Genomic DNA, 23,588 nt, shown 5'->3' with positions numbered 1-23,588 from the left:
TTCCTGTCGGAAAAGGATAGAGGTAAGCATTTAAACAAAGAATGAAAATACCGTTACTTAGAGAGGAAGGATTGACATGACAACACCATTTCCGAAGGATTTCCTATGGGGCGGAGCTGTAGCAGCCAACCAACTTGAAGGAGCTTATAATACAGATGGCAAGGGCCTTTCTGTTCAAGACGTAATGCCGCACGGGATTACAACGCCCAGAACGGAAGGACCTACTGAGGATAACCTGAAACTGATCGGGATTGACTTTTATAACCGTTACAAAGAAGATGTTAAGCTGTTTGCTGAAATGGGATTCAAAGTGTTCCGTACATCTATCGCCTGGTCCCGTATCTTTCCTAAAGGTGATGAATTGGAACCAAATGAGAAGGGTCTGCAATTCTATGATGATCTGTTCGATGAGTGCCATAAGTACGGCATTGAACCCCTCGTAACCATCTCTCACTATGAGACACCGCTACATTTGTCCAAAACTTATGATGGATGGGTTAACCGTAAAATGATTGAGTTCTACGAGCGTTATGTAACGGTGCTCTTCAACCGTTTCAAAGGCAAAGTGAAATACTGGCTGACGTTCAACGAAATTAACTCCATTCTGGAGGAGCCATTCATGAGCGGCGGGATCTATACGCCAAAAGCAGAACTGTCCAAACAGGATCTGTATCAAGCAATCCATCATGAATTGGTAGCCAGTGCGTTAGCAGTGAAACTGGGACATGAAATTATGCCTGAAGCCAAAATTGGCTGTATGGTACTGAGCATGCCTACGTATCCGCTGACTCCGAATCCGGATGATGTGGTTGCAGCGATGCATGCTGAACAGCGCAATGATATCTTTGCTGATATCCATGCGCGTGGTTACTATCCGAAATACATTAATCGTTATTTCAAAGCAAATAATATCAATATCAAGTTTGAAGACGGCGACGCTGAAATTCTGAAGCATACCGTAGACTTTATCTCGTTCAGCTATTATGTAAGTATCTGTGAGACAGGTGATCCCCAGAAACGTATTGAAGGAAAAGGCAACTTGTTTGCAGGGGTACAAAACCCTTATCTCCAAGCGAGCGAGTGGGGCTGGCAGATCGATCCGCAAGGACTACGCGTAACCTTGAACAAATACTGGGACCGATATCAAAAACCATTGTTTATTGTCGAAAATGGTCTGGGCGCAGTAGATGAGCTGATCACCGACGAAAATGGCAATAAAACGGTGAACGATGATTACCGTATTCAATACTTGAATGACCACTTGGTACAAGTGGGTGAAGCTCTTGAGGATGGCGTGGAAGTGATGGGTTATACGTCATGGGGCTGTATTGACCTGGTGAGTGCTTCAACAGCAGAGATGAAGAAACGATATGGTTTCATCTATGTCGATCGCAACAATGATGGTTCAGGAACTCTGGATCGATACAAGAAAAAATCTTTCCACTGGTACAAAGAAGTTATTGGTACAAATGGCGCAAGTCTTAAACGTAACAATAAGTAAATAGTAGTTCTTAAGGCAGGGTTGTTATGCACCTTCTTATGTCATATTAATGCACATTAACCGCTTTCACAAAAACATTGTCAGATGGATAATTATATGGTAAGATGGGCCTAAGGCTAATGAATACTGGATTGTTACTGTTCAATCAGGCAAAACCAGAGGCGGGGCATATTTCGTGACCTGCTTTGGTTTTGCCTTTTACTACTTTGACGGTGCAAGGTGATGTGAAGAAATGAAAATTGAGAAGGTGCTGAACAACAACGTAGTTACCGTAATTGATCCGGGAGGAAACGAACTGGTCGTTATGGGGCGTGGAATTGCCTTCAAAAAGCATACTGGTGAATCGATAGACGAGAGTCTCGTCGAAAAAATATTCTCGCTTGAAAGTAAGGAAGTATCACAGAAACTTAAAACGCTTCTGTCAGATATCCCGGTTGAATATGTCGAGTGCTCGGATGAGATTATCCGTTATGCCGAGACGGTGTTAGGTGAGAAGCTGCATGAGAGCATCTACATTTCACTGACGGATCATATTCATTTTGCCATTGATCGACATCGTCAAGGATTGCAGATCCGTAACGCATTGTTCTGGGAGATCAAGCGCATGTACCGGAAGGAATATGCCATTGGACTCAAGGCGCTACAGATCATTGAGGAAACATTAGGTGTCCTGCTTCCCGAAGACGAATGCGCATTCATTGCGATGCATCTGGTTAATGCCCAGATGAACGGTGAGATGAGGGAAACGATCAGTATTACAAACATCGTTAAGGACATTCTTAATATCGTAAGACGCAGCTTTGTGATTGAACTTGATGAAGATTCATTGAGTTATTATCGATTTTTAACTCATCTGAAGTTCTTTGCCCAACGTGTGTTACAAGGGACGGCAATTGAAGATAAAGAAGAAGATAATCCGCTTCATGACTTGGTGAGCAAGCAGTATCCCGAAGCACACGCATGTGCAGTACGGATCAGTGACTATACGCGTAAGATCTATAATCGGGTGTTGTCCAAGGAAGAAATACTGTATCTGACCATTCATATTGAACGAATTGTCAGAAATGAACAAACAATTGAATAAAATTAGGATTGTTACTGCTAAAAAGGCAAAACCTAAACGTTGAATAATGATAAGCTCTTCTGCTTTGTCATTATTCAGTGTTTAGGTTTTTTTTAACCTTCATTACACATAAAAGGAGCAAAACACAATGGATAAACAACAATTGTCCAAGGATATTTTGAAGCTTGTTGGTGGCGAAGAGAATATCGATCAAGTCACTCACTGTATGACAAGACTCAGATTTAACCTGAATGACAACCAAAAAGCGGACAAAGCGACGCTAAAAAATACACCAGGCGTGATGGGCGTGATGGAGAACGGCGGACAGTTCCAGGTTATCATCGGTAACGATGTACCTGTCGTGTATAACGCACTTGTTGGCAACATGTCCAAATCACCAACCGCAGATAATGCATCATCAGCTGCTTCAACTGGAGAAAAGAAAAAGAGAAATCCAATAAGTGCGCTGTTCGACTTCATCTCAGGAGTATTTACTCCAATCCTGCCAGCCATTACGGGTGCAGGTATGATCAAAGGGATCGTGGCGATCCTTGTAGCCCTGGGCTGGTTGTCTGATACCAGCTCAACCTATATCATCTTGTCTGCAATCGGGGATGGTGCCTTCTACTTCCTGCCAATCATTCTAGCAATTAGTGCTGCACGTAAGCTGGGTAGTAATATGTATATTGCTGCAGCGCTCGCAGCGGGTATTATGCATCCGACGATTACAGCATTGCTTGCCAATGGTGACACCACATTTGTGGGAATTAAGGTTATAGCAGCGACATATTCTTCTACGGTAATTCCGATCATTCTCGCCATCTGGATTGCTTCTTATGTCGAGAAAGCTGTTGATCGTGTTACACATGCTTCATTGAAACTTCTGATTGTTCCGACGGTTACCCTGTTGATTATGGTTCCACTGACGTTGATGACTGTTGGACCATTGGGTACGGTTCTTGGTAATGGTTTGTCCGGTGGTATTTCATGGTTGTTCGACAATATGTCCATCTTCGCAAGTATCCTGATTGGTGGTACGATGTCACTGCTGATCATCACAGGTATGCACTATGCACTGTTGCCAATCATTGTCGGTTCAATGACAACACTGGGTTACGACTTTATTATTCCACTGATGTTTGCAGCTAACCTGGCACAAGGTGGTGCAGCATTTGGTGTAGGTCTCAGATCGAGAAATAGCAAAACCAAATCCCTTGCCTATTCCACAGGTCTTACGGCTATTATGGGGATTACGGAACCAGCGATGTATGGTATCAACATGAAGTTCAAAAAACCGTTTATTGCAGCTCTTATTGGTGGAGCTATCGCAGGCGGATTCATGGGGATCGTCAATGTTAAAGCATATGTACTTACAGGTCTAGTGGGTCTGCCAAGTATCGCAGCATTTATCAGTCCGGCAATTAGCACACTGCTCTATGCACTGGCTGGTGGTCTGATTGCTATCATAGCTGCGGCAGTTCTGACATATATTCTTGGATTCGAAGAAGAAAATGCATCGGAGCCAGCTGCACCAGTAGCTGAGCCTGCAACAGCAGCAACAACTTCTGCTGGTGTAACTGAAGACGCAAAAGCACAAGATGAGCAAATCTTCAGCCCAATCACGGGTGAAGTTAAACCGCTGAGCGAAGTGCCGGACCCTGCATTCTCTGAAGAGATTATGGGTAAAGGATTTGCGATTCAACCATCTGAAGGACGTGTGGTTTCTCCAATTAACGGTACTGTGTTCTCGTTATCAAAGAGCGGACATGCTATTGGTCTGGTAAGTGATACAGGCGCAGAGATGTTGATTCATATTGGGATTGATACGGTGAAGCTGAAAGGTCAATTCTTCTCGCCTAAAGTTCAAGCAGGTGCAAAGGTTGCTGTAGGTGATGTCCTGATGGAGTTCGACCGGGAACAGATCGAAAAAGCCGGTTATACAACGATCACACCCGTTATTATTACAAACATGCATCAATATGAGTCCATTGAGTCTGCTGGTCGCACGACGATCAAAGAAAAAGACTTGTTGTTCACAGCGAAAGCTTAATCAAAAGAATAAAGCAGCAACTTTGCCGGATTCAAACCCGGGAAGTTGCTGCTTTTTTTTTGTTCTACTTGTGTTACACCACAGGAAGCATACCCTGTACCAATTGCACAAAGTGTTGTGCAGGCTTGGACAGATAACGGTTCTGCAACCAGACCAGCGCTGATCCGACAGTTGAATGCTGATCCTGAAGGCGGTATACATGGAAAGGGTGCTCTTGGTATAACTGAAGAACGGTATGAGGCACGATGGAACTGGCGAAGCCGAGTCGGACCAGCTCCAGCAACATATTAATGTCTGAGCACTCGCCCATGATGGAGGGGGTGACTTGATGCTCACGGAATTTGTCCAAAATTAACTCGAACATACCGAGTCCCTCTGTACTTGGAAGTAAAAGAGGAATTCCTGTGAGCTGCTCAAAACAAGTCCCCATCTCCGCTTCTGGTAGCAGGTCTGTCGAGTTAACTAGCGGTGTTGCAGAGATATAGAAAAGGGGCTCCTGTGGCAGGTGCAGCACCTCATAGCGTGCGGTCTGGACAGGCATGCGTACACAGGCAAGCTCAACTTTGCCATCTTCCAGCAATCGGCATAATTGTGCCGATTCATTTTGCTGAATTTTATAGGTCACCTGTGGATGGGTAGTACGGAACTGCTGTAGTGCTTGCGGGATCAGGCGATCTGATATGGTATTGATGCCGATGGCGAGTTTACCCCGTATGCCGTGCTGGAAACTTTGCATCTCCATTACAGCTTCCTCCATATATTTGGTCAAGGTGACTGCATAATCGTAGAAGCTACGGCCAGCCTGCGTTAGTTCCATCATGCGCCCTTTGCGTTCAAACAACATCACGCCTAGCTCTTCTTCCATTAACTTAAGCTGCTGGCTTAAGGGGGGCTGAGCCATGTGAAGTCTTCGGGCTGCTGCTGTAATCTGTTTCTCCTCAGCAATGGCAATGAAATAGCGACATTGTTTGATATCCAAGTGGTTGTCTCCTTTGCCTTCAAACTATATGTAATTCGTATGGAAAGCCAACAAAACATGTATTTTTAATATACTACGTTCTTATGTTAACATACATTAGATTTGCACACCTGACTAAAGTGCTTGGTTTTTCTATGAAAGTTACTGCATGAGAAGACGTTGAATTGGAGGATGAAATAACGTGGTTAGAACAATACATGACGCCGCTCAAGCAGGGCATACCGATGAGGTCATTCGGTTTATCACCCAGGGTAGCCAGTTGAATGAACGGGATGCATTGGGGCGATCAACTCTGATGGCTGCCGTGCACGGTAATAAGATAGACACGGCAAGAATGCTAGTGGACGCCGGAGCAGACATTAATCTCCAGGATAGACGATTGGATAATCCGCTGTTATACGCGAGTGCCGAGGGCATGTATGACATGGTTGAACTGGCCATTGAAGCAGGTGCAGATACAAGGTTAACAAATCGTTTTGGCGGTACCGCCCTTATTCCAGCAGCTGATCGGGGCCATGTGCACATTGTGGAGCTTCTGCTGACACGCAGTGATGTAGATGTGAACCATATCAACAATCTGGGATGGACAGCCTTGCTGGAAGCAGTCATTTTGGGAGATGGCGGTCCACGACATCAGCAGATTGTTGCCTTGCTTTTGCAATATGGTGCAGATCCAAAGATCGCGGATCGGGACGGAATTACACCGCTCGTACATGCGCGTCAGCATCAATATGCGGAGATGGAACGGTTATTAACCGAAGTCTAAAAGCACTTATGTGTTTATGATACAGAAGAGTGAAAGGATATTGCTAACAAATGAATAGACATCAAGAGCATTTTTTACAAAAGAATATGAAAGACGTATCTTCAATGATTTTAGCGGGCATACAGTGGTTTTTCTTCCTGTTTACCAATACTGTTGTGGTTCCGCTATCTATCGGACATAATTTTCATCTGTCCCCGGATGCCATTGCTGCCACCATGCAGCACGCATTTATCCTTACTGGAGCGGTGTGTATTCTTCAAGCAGTATTTGGTCACCGCTATGCAGTCATGGATGGTCCTTCAGGACTATGGTGGGGATTGACGCTGAGCTTGACTGTATCGGCTTCCTCAGCAGGTATGAGCCTGGAGCGCATTGGTGGTGGCCTGGCTGCAGGTTTTCTGTTAGCGGGTCTGACGATGATGATATTGGGCTGGCTAGGCGCGGCGCAAGTGCTGCAGAAGCTGTTTACACCGATGGTGAAGAGTGCCATGCTGTTTCTGATGACCATTCAATTAACCATGAACTTTTTTAAAGGTATGATTGGATATACGGAGTTTGGTCGCTTCGATCTGCCAGTTGCCGCGTTATCCGTTGTCATTGCATTTCTGGTGGCATGGATTCAATTAAAGGGTAAGGGGAAACTGGGGAACTACGCGATCTTAATTGGAATTGTGGCAGGCTGGATTGCCTATAGTCTATTGTTTCCGGGACAACATGGTGGACAGCCCAACCACATAGTAGGAGGCCTAACGCTGTTTCCATGGGGAGCACCAAGATGGGAACCGGGAATCGTCATTACTGCATTTTTTGTGGGACTGGTGAATATGACGAATTCGATTACCACATTAAGCACGGTCGAGAAACTTTATCAGGCAGAGACGACCCGTCAGCAGTACCGACGCTCATACGTGCTAACGGGTCTGTTCTCGATGTTGTCGGCCTGTGTAGGTGTGCTGCCATTTGGTTTATTTGCATCATCGATCGGCTTCCTGGAGAGCACTCGCATTCTGCGTCGTGCTGCCTTTATTATTGGAGCGGGGTTGTTATGTATGATGGGGCTTACACCTTCGGTTACTGCCTTTTTTGCACAAATACCACCAAGCGTAGGCAGTGCTGTTCTGTTTGTAGCCTATCTGCAGATGTTCGGTACAGCATTAAGAACACTTGAGGGCACGACATTTAACTCTAAAACGATCTATCGTGTAGCGTTACCGGTACTCACTGGAGTTGCTGTAATGAATATTCCTGCTGAAGCCTTTCAAAACTTGCCCATGTATCTAGTTCCGATTATAAGCAATGGTCTCGTTATTGGTGTAGTGGTATCATTACTTCTCGAAAAAACCGTGAACTGGTCCAAAATGGAACAACCAGTGACAGTCAGTAAAGCGGCATAATGTGTTTTATCTCGTAACAGTCCAATTTGATTGGGCTGTTTTTTTGTTTTGGTTACCAACCTATATGGCCACTCGCTATTTCACAATAATTTTGCCTTGTCCTGCAAGCATTCGCATCTCTCGGGAGAGTCGGTCCTGGTTACCGTCCTGCATTTCGAGTTGGACACCGTAGTGCCATGAGGTATTTTTTTCTTGACCCCAGCGGAGAGTGCCTTCCATATATAGAGGGTCTTCGAATAGCAGCATATTCATGCCAATCCGAATATCGTTATTCTCGACAGGAAGGGATAGTGGAAATGATAGCTGACAGCCGGACCGACTGATATCACATAACTCAGCTTGAATGGGTTTCGGTGGTGCAGTGACCCCGTTGATGCTGAGAATATAGATCTCAAAGTTGATTGGTTCCTTTAGTGTGTAGCGAAAGGGTTCTTTTCTATTATTCATCGACATGGCTTGGCTTCCTCCATCAAGTTCAAAAAAGTCAGTTATGCTTATATCGACCGTTTGGAGCGAGAAATGAAGAGTTGCGAAAGCAGAGATGGTCCAAGGTTCCTTTTACACGTGTATCAGGCTTGATATAATGATGGAATATATTTCTGAGGTTAGGTCTTAATCTCACAGAAGGGACGGGGAATATGAGAGGAACATTTCAAATGGTTACAGATACGGCAACATTGTGCCTGTATGATCTGGCAGCGTTAAAGCACCGTTTCGAGGATACTTCGGATTGGTGGTCCATACCGGAAGATGAGCTGAGTGAGGTGAATGCAGGCCATTGTCTGTTCCTGAATCTGGGTGCGGATGGAGTGTATGAGGTGGAGTGGAGCTTGGAGGATGCACAGGTGGAATCAGATTCAGATGACGTAGCGAAACGGGAAAAGGTATATCATCTGCAAGTTCCGTCTGGGCACGTCTATCTGGGAGCGGCTGATGATGTTACTGGCGGGGAACTGGAGCCGGATGAGACGTGTGAAGGGGTCATGTTTCAGCTAAATCCCGGAAACTATGCTTGTATCATCTCCAGAGAAGCCAGTCGGATCGCAATTGTCATGACTCCAAGTATTCAGGGGAAGAACACGTTGGCTGAATTAATCCGGATTTAATGTACATAGGTGAACAGGAGGGATTCATATGCAGGTTTGGAACGAGACACCCTTATTGGACACAGATACCCTGCGTCAACGGATGAGAATACTTGCCGCACTGGATATCATATTTTCGGAGGAAGACTGGCTGCGTGTACATCATTATGAAAAAGAACTTCAGCCAGGTGTGGCATGGGGAAGCATCGATAATGGCGCAGGTGATCATCTGCATGTATTATTTACGAATTCAGGCACATTGATCAAGGGATTTGATCATGAGTCACCTTTAAGTCCGCATGCTCGTGAGGATGGAGAGATCTACCCGGGCATGTACGATGAAGCGCCGAAGACATTGATGACTGTTCTGCGGGATCATGAGGAGACATTGGATCTGGAGAATGTGACCTTTTGCCTATGGCAGGAAGGGGACGACTTGTCATGGAAGGTTGGTAACTGGATTCGGATGGCGATAGCCGAGGAAGGTGAAGCGGACGCTAGAGGTGGTGCAGAATTTTTGCTGGAGTACTTGAATAAAGACTCGGAAGATTACGTGGATTGGGCCAAAGGGTACTATGATATGCCAGACCTACCGTTGGAAGCTGTAGCTGAGATATATGAAGAAAAACCGGTGACTGCCAGCCTGATTAAGCAGTTGTGTCCTGAACGAAATGTGGCAGCCGCACTGGATGAGTTGCAGCACCGCGGGTATGGCGTGGAACGAACGTGATGGAGTAGCAAAGGAGGTAGGTAGGCCGTGTACACTGAACAGTTAGAACGTATGCGTGAAAAGTTAATCAATCTCCGAAGTCTGGATTCGGATTTGGACTTGTTCGGCGCAGAGAGCCATGCATATGAGATGTCAGCTGTATGGACACAGGAGGATATTGCACAGTTCGAGCAGAAATGGCGAATTAAATTGCCGGAGGACTATAAGGTATGGCTTCTACATATGGGGACGAGTGGTGCAGGGCCTTATTATGGTCTGGAGAACCCGGATGACGGTGTATACGCTATGCTTGGTTATGATGATGAGCTGAATGCGATCTCGGACCCTTTTCAATTCACGGAAGCATGGAACTGGAACTATGACTGGTTCGATGACAGCAAGGAAGAAGAGGAATGGTATGCTCTGGAACACGAATATTTTGATCCAAAATGGTCGGCAGGCATGCTGCGCATCAGTGATTTTGGTTGTGGCATCTCCATGAATCTGATCGTTAAGGGAGCCTCCTACGGAGAGATCTGGGTTGATGACCGGGCTAACCGCAATGGAATTTATCCTGATCAGTATTGGGGCAATACGAATCGACTGCATTTTCTGGACTGGTACGAGTTGTGGTTGGATCGTTCGATCCAGCAAATGCACGAACAAAAGCAATCATCTGGAGCAAACGAAGTCTGAAGGAGGTTGTACATATGGGCTGGGAATATGGGATAAGAACAACGGAACCTGCGATTTTACCTGAAGTTGTGGAACGTCTGGCAAGTGCACTAACGTTTACCGAAGTATATAGTTTGGAACACCAAATCAACGGCTTTGTGTTGAAACGTGAAGATTCGTCCTGGCCTACAGCCCTTGAAGTGTGGATAGAAGAGGCATCCGGGTTGGAAGAGGTTGCGGACGGGGAGTCGTATATCTACTGTTTGTTTCATGTGTGGGGCCAAGAGGCACGGAGCTGGATGCAACAGATGGAGCGAGAAACCAGGCAGGTAGATGGCGGTTTAACCTGGTTTGAAGTCTAATTAGTAGTGAAATTGCATGAACAGGCGTGATCCTATGGCTAAACAATCGCTCATCTATCCGTATCGGGGTCCGCAGCGAAATGTGGGATTTGTATTATCCCCTTTATACATAATCGGTAATTTGTAAAAGAGTTAATCTTGTTTGTATTGTTCATACGTGTACATCATTCGGTATTTAGACGTTGAAACTCTTATGTAAAAAGCTCCCTCAGGTGATGGCGGAGCTTTTTTTGATGAGCCAATAATAAAACCGTTTGCTTCACTCACCCGTCTTATACCATAGAAAGAGAGAGAAGGAGGGATGCGGGGTGGAAACAAAAGCAGAGCTGAACCAGAGGATCTATGTACAGACCGAAGATGAGACGGTATTTGTGCAATCCATTATGGAACATCAAGATACGCTCATTTCCATTGCCTACAGTTACCTGCGTAATCGGCAAGATGCGCTGGAAGCTGTGCAGGAGATGACGTGCCGTGCTTGGGTTAAACGTCGTACGCTGAACAATGAGAAGGCGTTCAAGTCGTGGATCATTCGGATACTGATCTATGTCTGCATCGATGAACAGAGGCGCCGCAAGCGGGCGACACCTCTCGCCAAGGAGGAACTGGAGGACAGCATTCCGGCCTCTTGGATGATCAGTGTTGATGATAATCGAATTGCGATGGAATCTCTTTTGCAAAAGGTGAAACCCAAATATCGCCATGTATTATTGCTGAAATATTATAACGACATGACACTGACAGACATTGCCTCCATCCTAGGCAAACCGGAAGGGACAATCAAGACCTGGCAGCACAAGGGACTCCAGCAGTTGCGCAAGTTGATGAAGAACAGGAGGGATTGGCATGACCACTAACCCGGAGGAGAAAGCACTTCTTGCAGACGCATATCAGGTGAAAAGAGAGAAACAGCACTGGAATTCGGCGGATACAACTGCGGCAATTCAACGTGGTCTCGCGAAGGCCAGAACCAGACGATCAGGTCGGAGCGTTCGTATCCAATGGATTACGGGAGCTCTGGTTACGGTCCTGGTAGCAGGATGGTTTCTTGTGGGGCCGCTTGGGAGTTATGGGCAAGAACAGGCAACATATACTGAGCCTATAGCCAACTGGGGCGTACTTGAACCCTTTCGTGGCCTGCTAAATTCGGATATGGACAGTGCTACGATTACTTCAACGCTCAATAACGGTTATGTGCAACTTGTAGATCAGACGGTTACATCGGGCATATATACGTTTACGGTGAATGCAGTTATGGCGGATGAGAATCGAATAACGGTATTGTATACTGCCCAAACGGATGCTTCACAGGAAATGTATTCGACTGTCAATATGAAGATGACGGACGCATCGACAGGTGTTTTGCTTGACAACGGCAGCTCAGGTGGTGTGTATTTTTCGAAGGATAAACATATCGTGTATGGCCGAAGTACAATTGATCGAGATCGAGACAAACCATTACCTAAGCAAGTAAATCTACAATTCCAGTTGTCCTCAGTTGTACCAGATGTGGTGAATCATGCAGACAACGGGGAGAAAGAACGAAAATATCAATTTTCCAAAAAAATGAATCTTTCTTTTCCACTGGATCCCAAGTTTTCTATCCCCAAAACGGAAATCATTAACGTTAATCGGACTTTTGCGCTTGGAGGTTATGAGGTCATGTTGTCCGAGGTTGAAGTATCTCCACTTCTAACTCGGGTCAGGCTTGTTTATGCACCTGATCAAGAGATCGATTACAAAACGAAATTGTTGATCAGTGAGGTCGTCCAGCCTATCGAGATTGTAACTACCGCTAAAGACGGGAAGCAGACCAACTTATCCACGACATTCGGGAGTGGAACGGAAGACGGAATGATGTATTCTTTCAGCAGCAATTTTCTGGATAATCCGGAGTCAATGGTTTTAAAAATTCGTGGCAAACCAGATAAGGTCTATGATGATTTACAGGAAGCCCAGAAGGATGAACTGGAGATCAAAATCAAATAAATAAAATAGGATCGATGGTTGAGATGAAGTCATGGCAATGGTTATGACTTCATCTCATTTTTTTGTTTTTTCACGATATCTGATCTGCTGTTGCATAAAAGTGAGAATTGTTGTCTTTTTGCAGTTTTTGTATTGTCACAGCCGAAGTTACACGATATAATCGATTTGTCTTTGAGGATAATATTATAAAGGATGGTGAAATTTTGAAGAAATTTTCGATGCTGTTACTCGCTATAACTCTATTGTTGATAACTGTCTTCACAGCCCCGTCTACATATGGTGCGGCCAGTTATCCAAACACAGGTACAAACGGATTGACTGGTTTTGCAGGCAGTGCCAAGAATGAAAATGGTGTATCCAAGTCAGCTACGACAGGTGGTAAAAACGGTCAGGTGGTTTATGTTAGTAATCTCAATGACCTGAGAACACACATGGCGGGCTCTACGGCCAAAATTGTCGTCGTTGAACAGAATATTTCCTCTTCTACGTTGCAAAAGGTTGAGTTTGGAGCGAACAAGACACTGGTAGGTTCCTTTGGCAAACATACATTAACGAATATTCATTTCAGATCCACAAGCAGTTCAAGCAATGTAATTTTTCAGAATCTGACTTTTGAACACGCTTCCAATATTAATGCCAATGATGATATCCAGATGTATATCACTTCAGGCTCCAATTACTGGATCGATCATGTAACGTTTGCTGGTCACAGCTACAGCTCTGGCGGTAGTGATCTGGACAAACTGCTGTATATCGGTGACCGCGCCGATTATATTACGATTAGCAATTCCAAATTTGCAAACCATAAGTATGGCGTTATCCTCGGTCATCCGAATGATGGTAACAGCAGTTACAATGGCGTCCCTCATGTGACGATGTCCAACAATTACTTCGAAAACTTGTATGTACGTGGTCCTGGACTTTTAAGATACGGTTACTTCCATCTCAAAAACAACTATGCCAACAACTTTAATCAGTCCATCACCATTGGTGAAAAAGCACGGATTTATTCCGAAAACAACTACTTTGGTGCAGGCGCTGAAAAGGGCGGCATCCTGGATGACAAGGGAAATGGGGAGTTCACGGATAGCGGCAGTACGCCAGCCCTGACAAGTCCGATTTCTCCTAAAACGAACTGGAGACCAAGCTCCAATTACAGTTATCAGGTAGAGAGCGCCAGCTACGCGCGTGAGTTCGTCACCAAGTATGCAGGCTCTTCCAATACGACACTTGTGTTCGGTAAATAAGAAATTATCTTGATAATTAATTAGCGATTAACCAAGAAGCCTTTCTTGTACGTAACAGCGTATAAGAGGGGCTTTTTATGTTTTTTTTATACGGAAGCGTATTAAATAAAAGTTAATATTTAATTTTGTATTCGGAATACCGATATACATAATGTAGCGCTGCTTTCATATTTGTGAAGTAACATTGTACTATGGCGGTGGCCTGAGCGTTGCGTTGAAATATGCACGGAAGCAAACCATTAAGAGGCCGATGTGAGTGCGAGTATGCCCTACAATCGTAAACTTATTTTATCTAAAGGACGGGGTATGCATGAATCGTATTGACGAAATTATATGGAAACGGAACAAGATCATCAGCATCATTTTGTGGGTTGTGTTAATTGTAGGATTTTCAGTAGCTTTAATTGAGCCCAAATTATTTATTTCCAACGGTATTGTGATCTTGTATGGAATCTGGCTCGCATACGCAAACGCCAAAAAGAAGCATATTCATCTCATTCCTTGGGTGAACACGGTGCTCATCTCGTTGTGCGGGGTATTCGCCGGATGGGGAAGCGTTGAACCGCTGCTTGCTATGCTTATCTCTTCAATCTTGCTTATTTATCCAAACAAAAAATGGTTTATCATCGGATTTTCGGTTATGCTCGCGAACAATATTTTTCAACTTTGGATTATTCCTACAACAACTCAGGATCAGTTCGTAACTAATGCAATTAATGTAGGACTATTCGCCGTTGCGGGTGGAATCTTGTTGATGGTGTCCTATCTGAACCAAAAGCTCTTTCATGAAAGTGAAAAAAGATGGAGCGAGGTCGAAGCGTCGCGGACCCGGGTGGAAACGATGCTTGAACGGGTCAAGGAGTCTGTTGGCGGGCTGTCTCGTTATACAGATCAATTGAAGCAAAAGGTGGATTCAACAGGTTCCATTACCCATGAAGTGACCCTGGGATTCAGTGAGGTTGCCAAGGGTGTGGAGTTCCAGGCGACCAGTGTGGCGGAAATTTCGGAATCCTTATCCGTATCGGATCAGCATATTAAGGATGTTGCGCTGTATTCCCAGCAGATGAAAGAGGTGTCTGCAAGTATGGCAACGAGCACGCAAACAGGAAGCGAACATCTGAACCAACTGAACAGTCAGATGCAAGACTTATATAAAACGATCAATCAAACGGCGAGTGACATGCAAAAGTTCAATGAGGAAAGTGAATCCATGACGCTTATGCTGAACAGTATAGCGGATATCGCAACTCAGACCAACCTGCTTGCGCTCAATGCAGCCATTGAAGCGGCTCGTGCAGGCGAGCATGGACGCGGATTTGCGGTTGTATCCGAGGAAGTGCGCAAGCTGGCCGAGAGCTCGGGTCAATCCGCGAGTGATATTTCAACCATCCTGTCTCGGTTAAAAGGACAAACGCAGGCACTGACAGATCGCTTCGAACGTATTCGTCTATCCTTACAACAAGGTAGAGACAGCGTTCAGACGGCAGACGAAGTGTTCCGTACGATCAACAGCAACTCTCAGCATGTGTTGAATCAAGCGACAGATATTGAGACGAGTTCGGCAACAATGAAGGAATCTTCTACTAGAGTAGTGAATGAGGTTTCCGAGATTTCGAGTGTAACGGAGCAATCCAGTGCAGCGGCAGAAGAGATCCTGGCGAGCATGGAAGAACAGCGTAACTTAACACAGAAGATGGTGGAGAGCTTCGGAGAACTGGAGCAGCTGATTGTGAATCTGAATGAGTTAGTCTCGGATCATCAGGCATCTTCCGTGGAGAATAAACTTTAATACCAGATTGTTGAAAGTTCGTCTGTGCGTATTTATCGTGCTGGACGGGCTTTTTTCATCTGGAGTATAAGTTGATGCCGACAATTTTTTCCGATACAGTGTTGTGTAGAGTGTGAAGAGGATGGTGGAGAACGAACTATGAATTGGGTGGAGATTAGCAAATCCAAAGATGTGGAGCAAGTCAGAGAAGCTGTCGGTGTCTTGGATATCAACGAACAGGATGATCGCGGGCGTACACCGCTGATGCTCTTTTTGACAAATCGTATGCCGATTGAAGCGATCCGTTGTCTTCTCGAAACAGGTCCTGACTTGGAACTAGAGGACAAACTTGGGGATACCGCGCTGAAAAAAGCGGTGAAGTTCAAGCAGCTTGAAGCCATTCCGTTATTGATTGAACATGGAGTCAAACTGGATGCTCCCCATGGAATTCAGGCTAGTGCCTGGAACGCAGCCAGACGTAACCCGGATATCGCAGACATGTTACTGGACACTCAAGGAGCAGTCAGACTCAAGCTGACCCAGGCGGAACAAAGTGTTGTCGATGAAATTTTGTACGAGGAGTCTCCAGACAAGGCGGCTGCCCAAATCCGTGCACTGAATTCAGCTGTACTCCTTCATGCCATCGTGAACGGGTACAACTGGGACGACAGTCCTGAGCCGATGATTGCAGTGTGTGAACATTCCGAATGTGCAGAGATTACGCGGTTAGACATGGCAGAACTGCTGGATGCGGACTACTGGCTTAAGATGGATGAAGATGAAGTCAACGAGAGAGAAGATGGTCTGGCTTATCGTCAGCTGGCAGAGCGATTATCCCAAAGAGGCTAGATGAGAGAATCCAAGGTTGAGTAGTGAATTCAATGGAGTAAAAGGTATATAAGCCAGAGAGCCAGAGTGGATCAGTTGCAGGCTGGAAGTATCGAACATTTCTATATGATTGAGAGTGGGAAGCAGCTCTGTCGACCGAAAAGGAGTATGAATAGCTATATGGTTTGTGTACAGATGATGTTACCTTATGGGGGAGTAAAAGGTTGAAGAATAAAGCAGGGAACGACAGATCGGGTTGCGATGTACATACATATGAGGTTAGGAATGACAATTGCATCGAACGTGTGCGTCTCTATGATCAGCATTCGTTCAAAGACATGGACTGGCCCGATACGGAGGACGGCAGATATGCCAGAGCTTATCTGGAACCCATCATGCAGCAAGGGTCCCGGAGTTATATGTCCAACGTGGAGACCACAGTGCTGCTCGCCCGGATCGACGATCTCGTTATTCCACTGACGGTGAATGATGCAGAGTATGATAATGCTTACGTCTGTTCGCCATATACGCATTACGTGAGTTACGCGAAGCAGGAATTGAGCATGTTGCAGAAACCCGTGTTGGAAAAAGGCCTTAGTGCGCTGCTCAGTCTAATCGGTTGGGGAATGAAGCAATCACAGATTAACAAAGTCGTGCATGTGAACAACTGGCTGTTGTCCACCAATCTCTATCCAGCCCTGTCCGGTGAACAGGCAGAATGTTTGCTTGCAGTAGTACAAGAGAGATACCCGGAGCACGTCATTGTATTTCGCTCCTTGTGTCCGGGACTTCATCCCGATCTGACGGCGAGGCTAACCGAAGTGGGGTGTCGACTGATTCCGAGCCGACAGATCTATCTGTACCAAGCGAATGATCCGAATTTTGGTAACTCAAAATCACGCTGGCTCTTGAAGAGGGATTACGAATTGTTGGCCAAGCACGAGTATGAATTTGTTTCCGAAGTAGAAATGACAGATGCAGATATTCCGCGAATCGTGGAGTTGTACAAGCGGTTATATCTCGAAAAATACTCCTATCACAATCCGCAGTTCACCGAACGGTTCATTGCTGCTGCGATGGCATCAGGAACACTCAGGCTGTATGGACTGCGAAAGGAGGGGCGCTTGGACGCGGTCATGGGTTATTTCTGCCGAAATGGAATCATGACAACACCGTTGTTCGGTTACGATACAGCGGTGTCCCAGTCCGTCGGACTATACCGCATGTTATCCGCCTGTCTGATCAGACAGGCTCGGGAGAACGGCCATCTGTTGCATGAGAGCGCGGGAGCAGCTCAGTTTAAGCGCAATCGGGGTGCTGTGGCGGATTTTGAGTATTCGGCTGTGTATGAGCGCCACCTTCCATGGGGCAGACGCTGGTGCTGGATGCTGCTTGATCGGTTGCTGAATCGCATAGGTGTGCCGCTGATGCGCCGCATGAAGCTGTAAACAGACACAATAACGTTTTACGCTGCCCTAGGAGGGGGGCATACAGGTTTGACTGCACACATGTACAAACAACTGGTTATCGTGATACGCACACTCCTATCACAATCGCCTAAATTAGACATGCTCTGCGAGTTGCACCTCGAAGCCATCTGGATCTGTAATGTAAATAAACCGTAGATGCGGATGGGGCTGGATGGGGCCGCGTACAATCGGAATATTTAGCTCTGCCAGTCGTTCCATCGCTTCATCCAGCGAGTTCACCTCATACCCGATCGACACGCCAGCCTCTGGTTTAAGAACGGATTCACTGCTCTCAATCAGTTCCAGCTTGGTTTCATTCTCCATGCCGAGCATGGCAATCTGCCTTCCGCGGCTTTCGAATCTGCGCTGAATGGGAAGTCCGAGCATGTCGTGATAGAACCTGAGCGAAGCTTCCAAACTACTGACCCTCAGCGTGATCCAGTTTAATTTGATCAACATGGGTGAATTTCTCCTTTTTCTTGCATGATATGTATTTTGGTTACGTTCATTATACGATAGGTGCTACCAGGAACCTACTCCTTATCAGTAAACAATAAAATAGCTGCCGAGATATTCGGCAGCCAAATCGTGTAATCTCCGTTCGTTCCGTTGGTTCTATCAATTATTGAATGAGATCCACTGCACCTTGTGGTACAAATGCCTCTACACCGTTATAGACAATGACACCTTCCAAAGCTTTCTTTTTGCCGTTCACCAGTGCAATATTTTTATAGATTTGCAGTTCCAGCTTGGTGTTGCCTTTGGTAACGAGGATCTTTGGATTTTTGGCGTCAGTGAGATCCAGCTTATATGTTGCGCCTTTGGCTGTAAATGCCTGTTTGGCAGGTACAAACAATTGTTTGTTCACGCTGTCCAGATCGAGATCCAGTACACGTGCCATATATTTGGCGACATCCGTGTTGTCGATTACCCCGAATGGACGGTCATTGTTGGGAGCATACGTGTAAAGTACGACATCTCCACCTGTATGACCACCGGTTGTCCAACCAATCCCTGCGCGTTTGCTGATCATTGGACCGATTGCATAGTTAAGACTACCCGGCTCAGCCGTTTTAATTGTGGCAATCTCCTCGGAAGTCAGATCGGTAATGCCATAGTATTGTTTCATCACTGCTTTGATGTTTGTACGCTTGGCATTCAGCTTCGCTTCAACACCCTCACCTGTCAGTTTGGCCTTTTTCAAAGGTCCGATAAATGTGGACAACGGCTCTTTATCATATGTTCCAGTTGTGGAGGTATTACCGATTGTGAGTCCACCGTTCTGGTGGTCAGTTACAGCCACAACCGCAGTCTCTCCGTCCGTTTTGGCAAAATCCATGGCTACTTTTACGGCATCATCAAAAGCCAGCACATCACTGATAATACCAATCGGATCATTGGCATGAGCTGCCCAGTCTACTTTACTACCTTCAACCATCAGAAAGAAGCCGTCTTCGTCTTTGGACAGAACTTCAATCGCTTTGGATGTCATCTCAGCAAGACTTGGTTGCTTCGCTGGATCACGGTCCATATTGTAAGCCATGCCCGCTGGTGCGAACATCCCCCACAGCTTGTTCGAATCGGATGCTTTCATTGCAGCCGGTGTAGTGACGTAATCGTAACCCAGTGCTTTGATGGACGAAACCAGATTCTCGCCGTCTTGGCGACCCGCAGGCTCAAGGTATTTGCTACCTCCGCCCAACACAACATCCATGCCATTATAGACTTGTTGTTTACTGAGGGCATCATAGTTTTTCCGATCCGGGTAGTGAGCAGAGAAGTCCGCGGGTGTGGCGTGCATAATCTCGGATGTGGATATAATACCGGTTGCTTTGCCAGCTAGTTTGGAAGCCTCCAGTACAGAAGCGACCGGTTTTCTTGCGTCTCCAGGCGCAATCGCCTTTTGCCCAGGCATCGTAGCTTTGTCCGGCAGTACACCGACGAATCCGGTATGCGATTTGTAGCCTGTTGCAAAAGCAGTTCCAGCAGGAGCCGAGTCCGCAATCGGCGCATCTGCAGAGTGTGTACGAACCATGCCGCTTGCCATGGAATCCAGCGTCAGGGACGAGCCCTTATACCAACGAGCCAGAGCAGTGGCATCGTTAGCCATGCCGTCGGGAATGAGAATAATCACATTTTTAATCGGTGATGCTGATGTCGTTGAGGTGGTGTCTTCCACAGCCCACGCTGCACTTCCTCCTCCGAGTGTAGCTGTAACAATTGTTGTCACCGCGAGCATCATTTTGGCTGCACGGACATTAAAACGGTTTAACATGAATGCATCCTCCTAGAATATATGTATAGTTTGTTTTGTATCCTGAGCCCAGTGTATACAACCAATGCTAAACCAATGTATGAAATGGATTAACTATATGTAAAATTTACGATTAAATGAAAAAAGATAGATTTTAAGCGAACTGTAATCTGTTTTGTTATATCGTCGGTTCTGTATATAATTAAAACTTATAACCCACGGAACATTCGGAGCGATATGATCTATGTTGAATTGTGGTGTGAGAGAAGGAGGGGTGTAGATGTATCGAATCGGAATCGTAGGGCCGAGGCCATCCATTGAGCGAACCATGCGTGCGTTGCAGGGACACGATCTGGGGGCGAGCTACGAGCCATATGCCTATGAACATGCAAGAGAAACGGGAGACATCATTAGACGAAATCGGGAGAATGTACACGGATGGGTATTTACGGGGCCGATTCCTTATCTGAGTGCTCAGGCTGAACTTTCGGAAAAAGAACATGCGATATACTGCCCTCCTACTGGGGCCAGCTTGTATAAGGCGATGCTTCAGGCCATTTACACCTTGGACAGTCCGGTGAAAGATATCTCCATTGATATGACGGACAACGAGAGCTGGGGGTTGATGGACAGTCTGGAAGAGCTGAATATCTCACAGGAGCAATTACGTAAATACGTGTTTTCCATCGATTACGATGTGGAAGAAATGATCGGGTTTCACGTGCGGCATTGGCAAGAGGGGATTACCAAAGCAGCGATTACCTGTCTGTACGCGGTGTATGAAGGTCTGGTGGAACGCGGGGTACCCGTCTTCAAAATTGATTCAACCAAGCAGGAAACGGTTCAAGCCGTACGTATGTTAATAGAACAGATTCGCAGTTCAGCGTTCAAGGATAGTCAGATAGGTGTGCTCATGATTGAGATTGATCGATTACATGAAGCGGGAGAACTGTCGACGGAGCGGTATCAGTTGCAGTATATGGAGCTGAAGATCAAGGGAGTGCTGCTGCGACACTGTGAACAAATTGATGGATCACTTCATCAGGACGGCACCGGAAGGTACCTGATGTATGGTTCGAGAGGTGTGATGGCCCGTAGTATGGATTCACTGCATTCGACCATGCAACAGTTGGAGCTGGATACAGACTTGCCTTCCTTCGGCGGGATTGGGTTCGGGGAGACGGCATTTGATGCCGAACGACATGCACGTAAAGCTATTCAGTACGCCAAGGATGATGAGGCTGGACGGATTATTATCTATGAGACGGATGGAACCATTGTCGAGGCGGCAGGAGAAGACCACGAATTATCCTACGAAACTTATTCAAGTGATATTGAATTGCTGGAACAATTGAACAAGGCAGGCGTCAGTATTCGTACATTCCAGAAAATAAAGGCCTACATACGCCGAATGGGCAAAGAAGAATTTACAGCCGGTGAGTTGGCTTCAGGGCTCTCCATGACCATCAGGCACGTACAACGTATTATGGGCAGTCTTACTGCTTTTGCACTGGCCGAAATTGCTGGCAATGAGCTGAATACAAGGCGCGGAAGGCCTAGTAACCGTTATCGTCTCTTGCGTTAGGTTAGCGAACATAGAACAAATTACTAAAACCGATGATGCAACCTTATGTCTCTTGTCCGTGTGGAGAGGACAAGATGACAAGGCCGGCTCAGCGGTTTTTTTATTTCAAGTGTTAAAATACATAACACAGGTATTGAACTTTGTGCAGGGATAATTATATAATGTCCTAAAATTACGACATTTTCGTTAAATGTACGTTAATGATCTGCTAACGGGGACAAGACCTTCATCAGACTTGTTCAGTCTATCCAGAGGCAGTTCCAACACAGTCAGGGGGTTGTTTGCATGGTCAAAGCGGACAGACAGGAGAACACAGGACTTTTTGGTTGGGTAGAGAAAGTAGGGAACAAGCTTCCCAATCCGTTTTTATTGTTTATCTATCTCATTGTCGCCCTGATGGTTGCCACACTGGTGTTATCGCTCTTTAATGCGATGGCACATAACCCGATTGATGGGGAACAGGTACATGTTAAGAACTTGCTGAGCAGGGAGGGAATTCAGTGGCTGTTGCCGAATGTGGTCAAGAACTTTGCTGATTTCAAACCACTGGCTTCCATCCTGGCTCTGGTGCTGGGCATTGGTCTGGCGGAGAAGGTGGGTCTTCTCGAAGCGGTTATGCGTAAAATGGCTGTTCGGGTACCTGCGCGTTACGCCAGTTATCTCGTCATTTTCATCGCTTTTTTCAGCCATGTGTCCTCGGATGCGGCGCTTGTGATCATGCCTCCGCTTGGAGCGCTGATCTTTCTCGCGGTAGGCAGACATCCGGTTGCCGGATTGATTGCCGCCATTGCAGGGGTTGGCGCAGGTTTTACAGCCAATATGCTCATTGTGACCACCGATGTATTGCTGTCAGGTATTAGTACTGAGATTGCAACCTCTGTAGATCCCAATGTGGGCGTTACGGTTCTGGATAACTGGTACTTTATGTCCGCTTCGGTTATTGTGCTGACTCTCGTTGCCGGGTTCATGACGGACAGATTCCTTGAACCACGTCTGGGCCGTTACGAAGGGGAGCGAGTGTATAAGCTCGAAGCACCGACACCTGAAGAAAACCGGGCATTACGTGCATCGGGGATTGCTGCATTGCTTTTTATCGCAGTCATTTCATTCCTGGTGATCCCTTCGAATGGCGTTCTTCGTAACCCGGAAACGGGAAGTGTCATGGGTTCGCCTTTCCTGGCCGGGATTGTTCCTGTCATTTTACTGTTCTTCTTTACCGTAGCGCTGACTTACGGCATTAAACTGAAAGTGATCCAAAATCAGAACGATCTGCCAAAACTGCTCATTGAACCGATCAAAACGATGGCTGGTTTTATCGTGATGGTGTTCCCGTTGTCCCAATTCGTGGCGATGTTCAACTGGAGCAACATGGGCAAATTTCTGGCACTTACAATTACCGATTTGCTAGAAAAGACAGGCATTAATGGCATTCCGGTGGTGATCGGATTGATTTTCCTGTCGGCATTGCTGACGATGTTCATCGCAAGTGGATCAGCGATCTGGTCCATTCTTGCCCCGGTATTTATTCCAATGATGATGCTGCTTGGATTCCATCCGGCATTCACTCAGGTTATTTTTCGGGTATCGGATTCGGTCGTTATTCCATTGGCTCCGGTATCGCCTTTTGTACCGCTGTTCGTAGGATTTCTGCAGGAGTACCGTAAAGATGCGAAGCTGGGAACGTATTATTCACTGATTTTGCCATATTCGATTGCATTCTTCTCGGTGTGGGTGGTTATGGTCATTCTATGGTACGCCTTCAACTTGCCACTTGGTCCGGGAGTAAACGCAAGATTGTAGGGGATCAGCAGAGCAAGCTTAGTGACGTATAACGTTGAATGAGTCGTGTAGGTCTGAATACACG

The 23,588-nt window shown here is 46.1% G+C and carries 21 protein-coding genes; 17 read left to right on the top strand and 4 right to left on the bottom strand.

Annotated features, from left to right (window positions below):
* The first annotated feature begins 70 nt into the window (after positions 1-70).
* The 3 genes from MKZ12_RS21970 (at position 71) to MKZ12_RS21960 (ending at position 4,614) form a co-directional block, all read left to right on the top strand.
* Positions 71-1,501, top strand: a complete 1,431-nt coding sequence (locus MKZ12_RS21970) for a glycoside hydrolase family 1 protein (RefSeq protein ID WP_339261488.1) — start codon at positions 71-73, stop codon at positions 1,499-1,501.
* 232 nt (positions 1,502-1,733) lie between these two features.
* Positions 1,734-2,585, top strand: a complete 852-nt coding sequence (locus tag MKZ12_RS21965) for a PRD domain-containing protein (RefSeq protein WP_253439676.1) — start codon at positions 1,734-1,736, stop codon at positions 2,583-2,585.
* A 127-nt stretch (positions 2,586-2,712) separates the two neighbouring features.
* Complete coding sequence (locus tag MKZ12_RS21960) at positions 2,713-4,614, top strand: beta-glucoside-specific PTS transporter subunit IIABC (protein ID WP_339256676.1); 1,902 nt, start codon at positions 2,713-2,715, stop codon at positions 4,612-4,614.
* Between the two features lie 73 nt (positions 4,615-4,687).
* On the opposite strand, the gene MKZ12_RS21955 is transcribed toward MKZ12_RS21960, so the two are convergent.
* On the bottom strand, positions 4,688-5,593 hold the full coding sequence (locus tag MKZ12_RS21955) for a LysR family transcriptional regulator (protein ID WP_339256674.1): 906 nt from the start codon (positions 5,591-5,593) through the stop codon (positions 4,688-4,690).
* Between the two features lie 181 nt (positions 5,594-5,774).
* On the opposite strand from MKZ12_RS21955, the gene MKZ12_RS21950 reads away from it, so the two are divergent.
* Both MKZ12_RS21950 and MKZ12_RS21945 read left to right on the top strand, forming a co-directional pair.
* Positions 5,775-6,359, top strand: a complete 585-nt coding sequence (locus tag MKZ12_RS21950) for an ankyrin repeat domain-containing protein (RefSeq protein ID WP_339256672.1) — start codon at positions 5,775-5,777, stop codon at positions 6,357-6,359.
* 50 nt (positions 6,360-6,409) lie between these two features.
* Entirely contained in the window at positions 6,410-7,753 is a 1,344-nt protein-coding gene (locus tag MKZ12_RS21945; RefSeq protein WP_339256671.1) for a uracil/xanthine transporter, read from the top strand.
* A 75-nt stretch (positions 7,754-7,828) separates the two neighbouring features.
* Here the strand turns inward: MKZ12_RS21945 and MKZ12_RS21940 are convergent, their stop codons facing one another.
* Positions 7,829-8,206: a PilZ domain-containing protein gene (locus MKZ12_RS21940; protein ID WP_339236504.1), complete on the bottom strand. Its 378-nt coding sequence runs from the start codon at positions 8,204-8,206 to the stop codon at positions 7,829-7,831.
* A gap of 185 nt (positions 8,207-8,391) precedes the next feature.
* Between MKZ12_RS21940 and MKZ12_RS21935 the strand changes: the two genes are divergently transcribed.
* The 10 genes from MKZ12_RS21935 (at position 8,392) to MKZ12_RS21890 (ending at position 17,864) form a co-directional block, all read left to right on the top strand.
* Positions 8,392-8,859, top strand: coding sequence for a DUF6386 family protein (locus MKZ12_RS21935; RefSeq protein WP_339256669.1), 468 nt, complete (start codon positions 8,392-8,394; stop codon positions 8,857-8,859).
* A 28-nt stretch (positions 8,860-8,887) separates the two neighbouring features.
* A complete protein-coding gene (locus MKZ12_RS21930) occupies positions 8,888-9,568 on the top strand; it encodes a hypothetical protein (RefSeq protein ID WP_339256667.1) in 681 nt (226 codons plus the stop codon).
* 27 nt (positions 9,569-9,595) lie between these two features.
* A complete protein-coding gene (locus tag MKZ12_RS21925; RefSeq protein ID WP_339256665.1) occupies positions 9,596-10,243 on the top strand; it encodes an SMI1/KNR4 family protein in 648 nt (215 codons plus the stop codon).
* Between the two features lie 14 nt (positions 10,244-10,257).
* Positions 10,258-10,584, top strand: a complete 327-nt coding sequence (locus MKZ12_RS21920; protein WP_339256663.1) for a hypothetical protein — start codon at positions 10,258-10,260, stop codon at positions 10,582-10,584.
* A gap of 308 nt (positions 10,585-10,892) precedes the next feature.
* On the top strand, positions 10,893-11,441 hold the full coding sequence (locus MKZ12_RS21915) for a sigma-70 family RNA polymerase sigma factor (RefSeq protein ID WP_339256661.1): 549 nt from the start codon (positions 10,893-10,895) through the stop codon (positions 11,439-11,441).
* Positions 11,431-12,573 carry a DUF4179 domain-containing protein gene (locus tag MKZ12_RS21910; protein WP_339256659.1) on the top strand — a complete coding sequence of 381 codons (1,143 nt, stop codon included), beginning with the start codon at positions 11,431-11,433 and terminating at the stop codon, positions 12,571-12,573. Before MKZ12_RS21915 ends, MKZ12_RS21910 begins: the two co-directional genes overlap by 11 nt.
* 218 nt (positions 12,574-12,791) lie before the next feature.
* A complete protein-coding gene (locus tag MKZ12_RS21905) occupies positions 12,792-13,820 on the top strand; it encodes a pectate lyase (RefSeq protein ID WP_339261487.1) in 1,029 nt (342 codons plus the stop codon).
* A gap of 310 nt (positions 13,821-14,130) precedes the next feature.
* The gene (locus MKZ12_RS21900) at positions 14,131-15,609 is read left to right on the top strand and encodes a methyl-accepting chemotaxis protein (protein ID WP_339256658.1); all 1,479 of its coding nucleotides are present in this window, start codon (positions 14,131-14,133) and stop codon (positions 15,607-15,609) included.
* 138 nt (positions 15,610-15,747) lie between these two features.
* On the top strand, positions 15,748-16,437 hold the full coding sequence (locus MKZ12_RS21895; RefSeq protein ID WP_339256657.1) for a DUF4274 domain-containing protein: 690 nt from the start codon (positions 15,748-15,750) through the stop codon (positions 16,435-16,437).
* 203 nt (positions 16,438-16,640) lie between these two features.
* A complete protein-coding gene (locus tag MKZ12_RS21890) occupies positions 16,641-17,864 on the top strand; it encodes a GNAT family N-acetyltransferase (RefSeq protein WP_339256655.1) in 1,224 nt (407 codons plus the stop codon).
* Positions 17,865-17,978: 114 nt separating this feature from the next.
* Here MKZ12_RS21890 and MKZ12_RS21885 read toward each other — a convergent pair whose 3' ends face one another.
* On the bottom strand, positions 17,979-18,344 hold the full coding sequence (locus MKZ12_RS21885; protein ID WP_339256653.1) for a VOC family protein: 366 nt from the start codon (positions 18,342-18,344) through the stop codon (positions 17,979-17,981).
* A gap of 163 nt (positions 18,345-18,507) precedes the next feature.
* Positions 18,508-20,127 carry an alkaline phosphatase gene (locus MKZ12_RS21880; RefSeq protein ID WP_339261486.1) on the bottom strand — a complete coding sequence of 540 codons (1,620 nt, stop codon included), beginning with the start codon at positions 20,125-20,127 and terminating at the stop codon, positions 18,508-18,510.
* Positions 20,128-20,419: 292 nt separating this feature from the next.
* Here MKZ12_RS21880 and MKZ12_RS21875 point away from each other — a divergent pair, with 292 nt between their 5' ends.
* On the top strand, positions 20,420-21,724 hold the full coding sequence (locus MKZ12_RS21875) for a hypothetical protein (RefSeq protein WP_339256651.1): 1,305 nt from the start codon (positions 20,420-20,422) through the stop codon (positions 21,722-21,724).
* A gap of 285 nt (positions 21,725-22,009) precedes the next feature.
* Positions 22,010-23,524, top strand: coding sequence for an AbgT family transporter (locus MKZ12_RS21870; RefSeq protein WP_339256649.1), 1,515 nt, complete (start codon positions 22,010-22,012; stop codon positions 23,522-23,524).
* The last annotated feature ends 64 nt before the right edge of the window (positions 23,525-23,588 follow it).

It is taken from the genome of Paenibacillus sp. FSL R5-0713, assembly GCF_037973325.1.
In the GTDB taxonomy this organism is placed as follows: domain Bacteria; phylum Bacillota; class Bacilli; order Paenibacillales; family Paenibacillaceae; genus Paenibacillus.
Note: the sequence above shows the minus strand (reverse complement) of the source record. Positions and strands in the feature narration are given on the sequence as shown.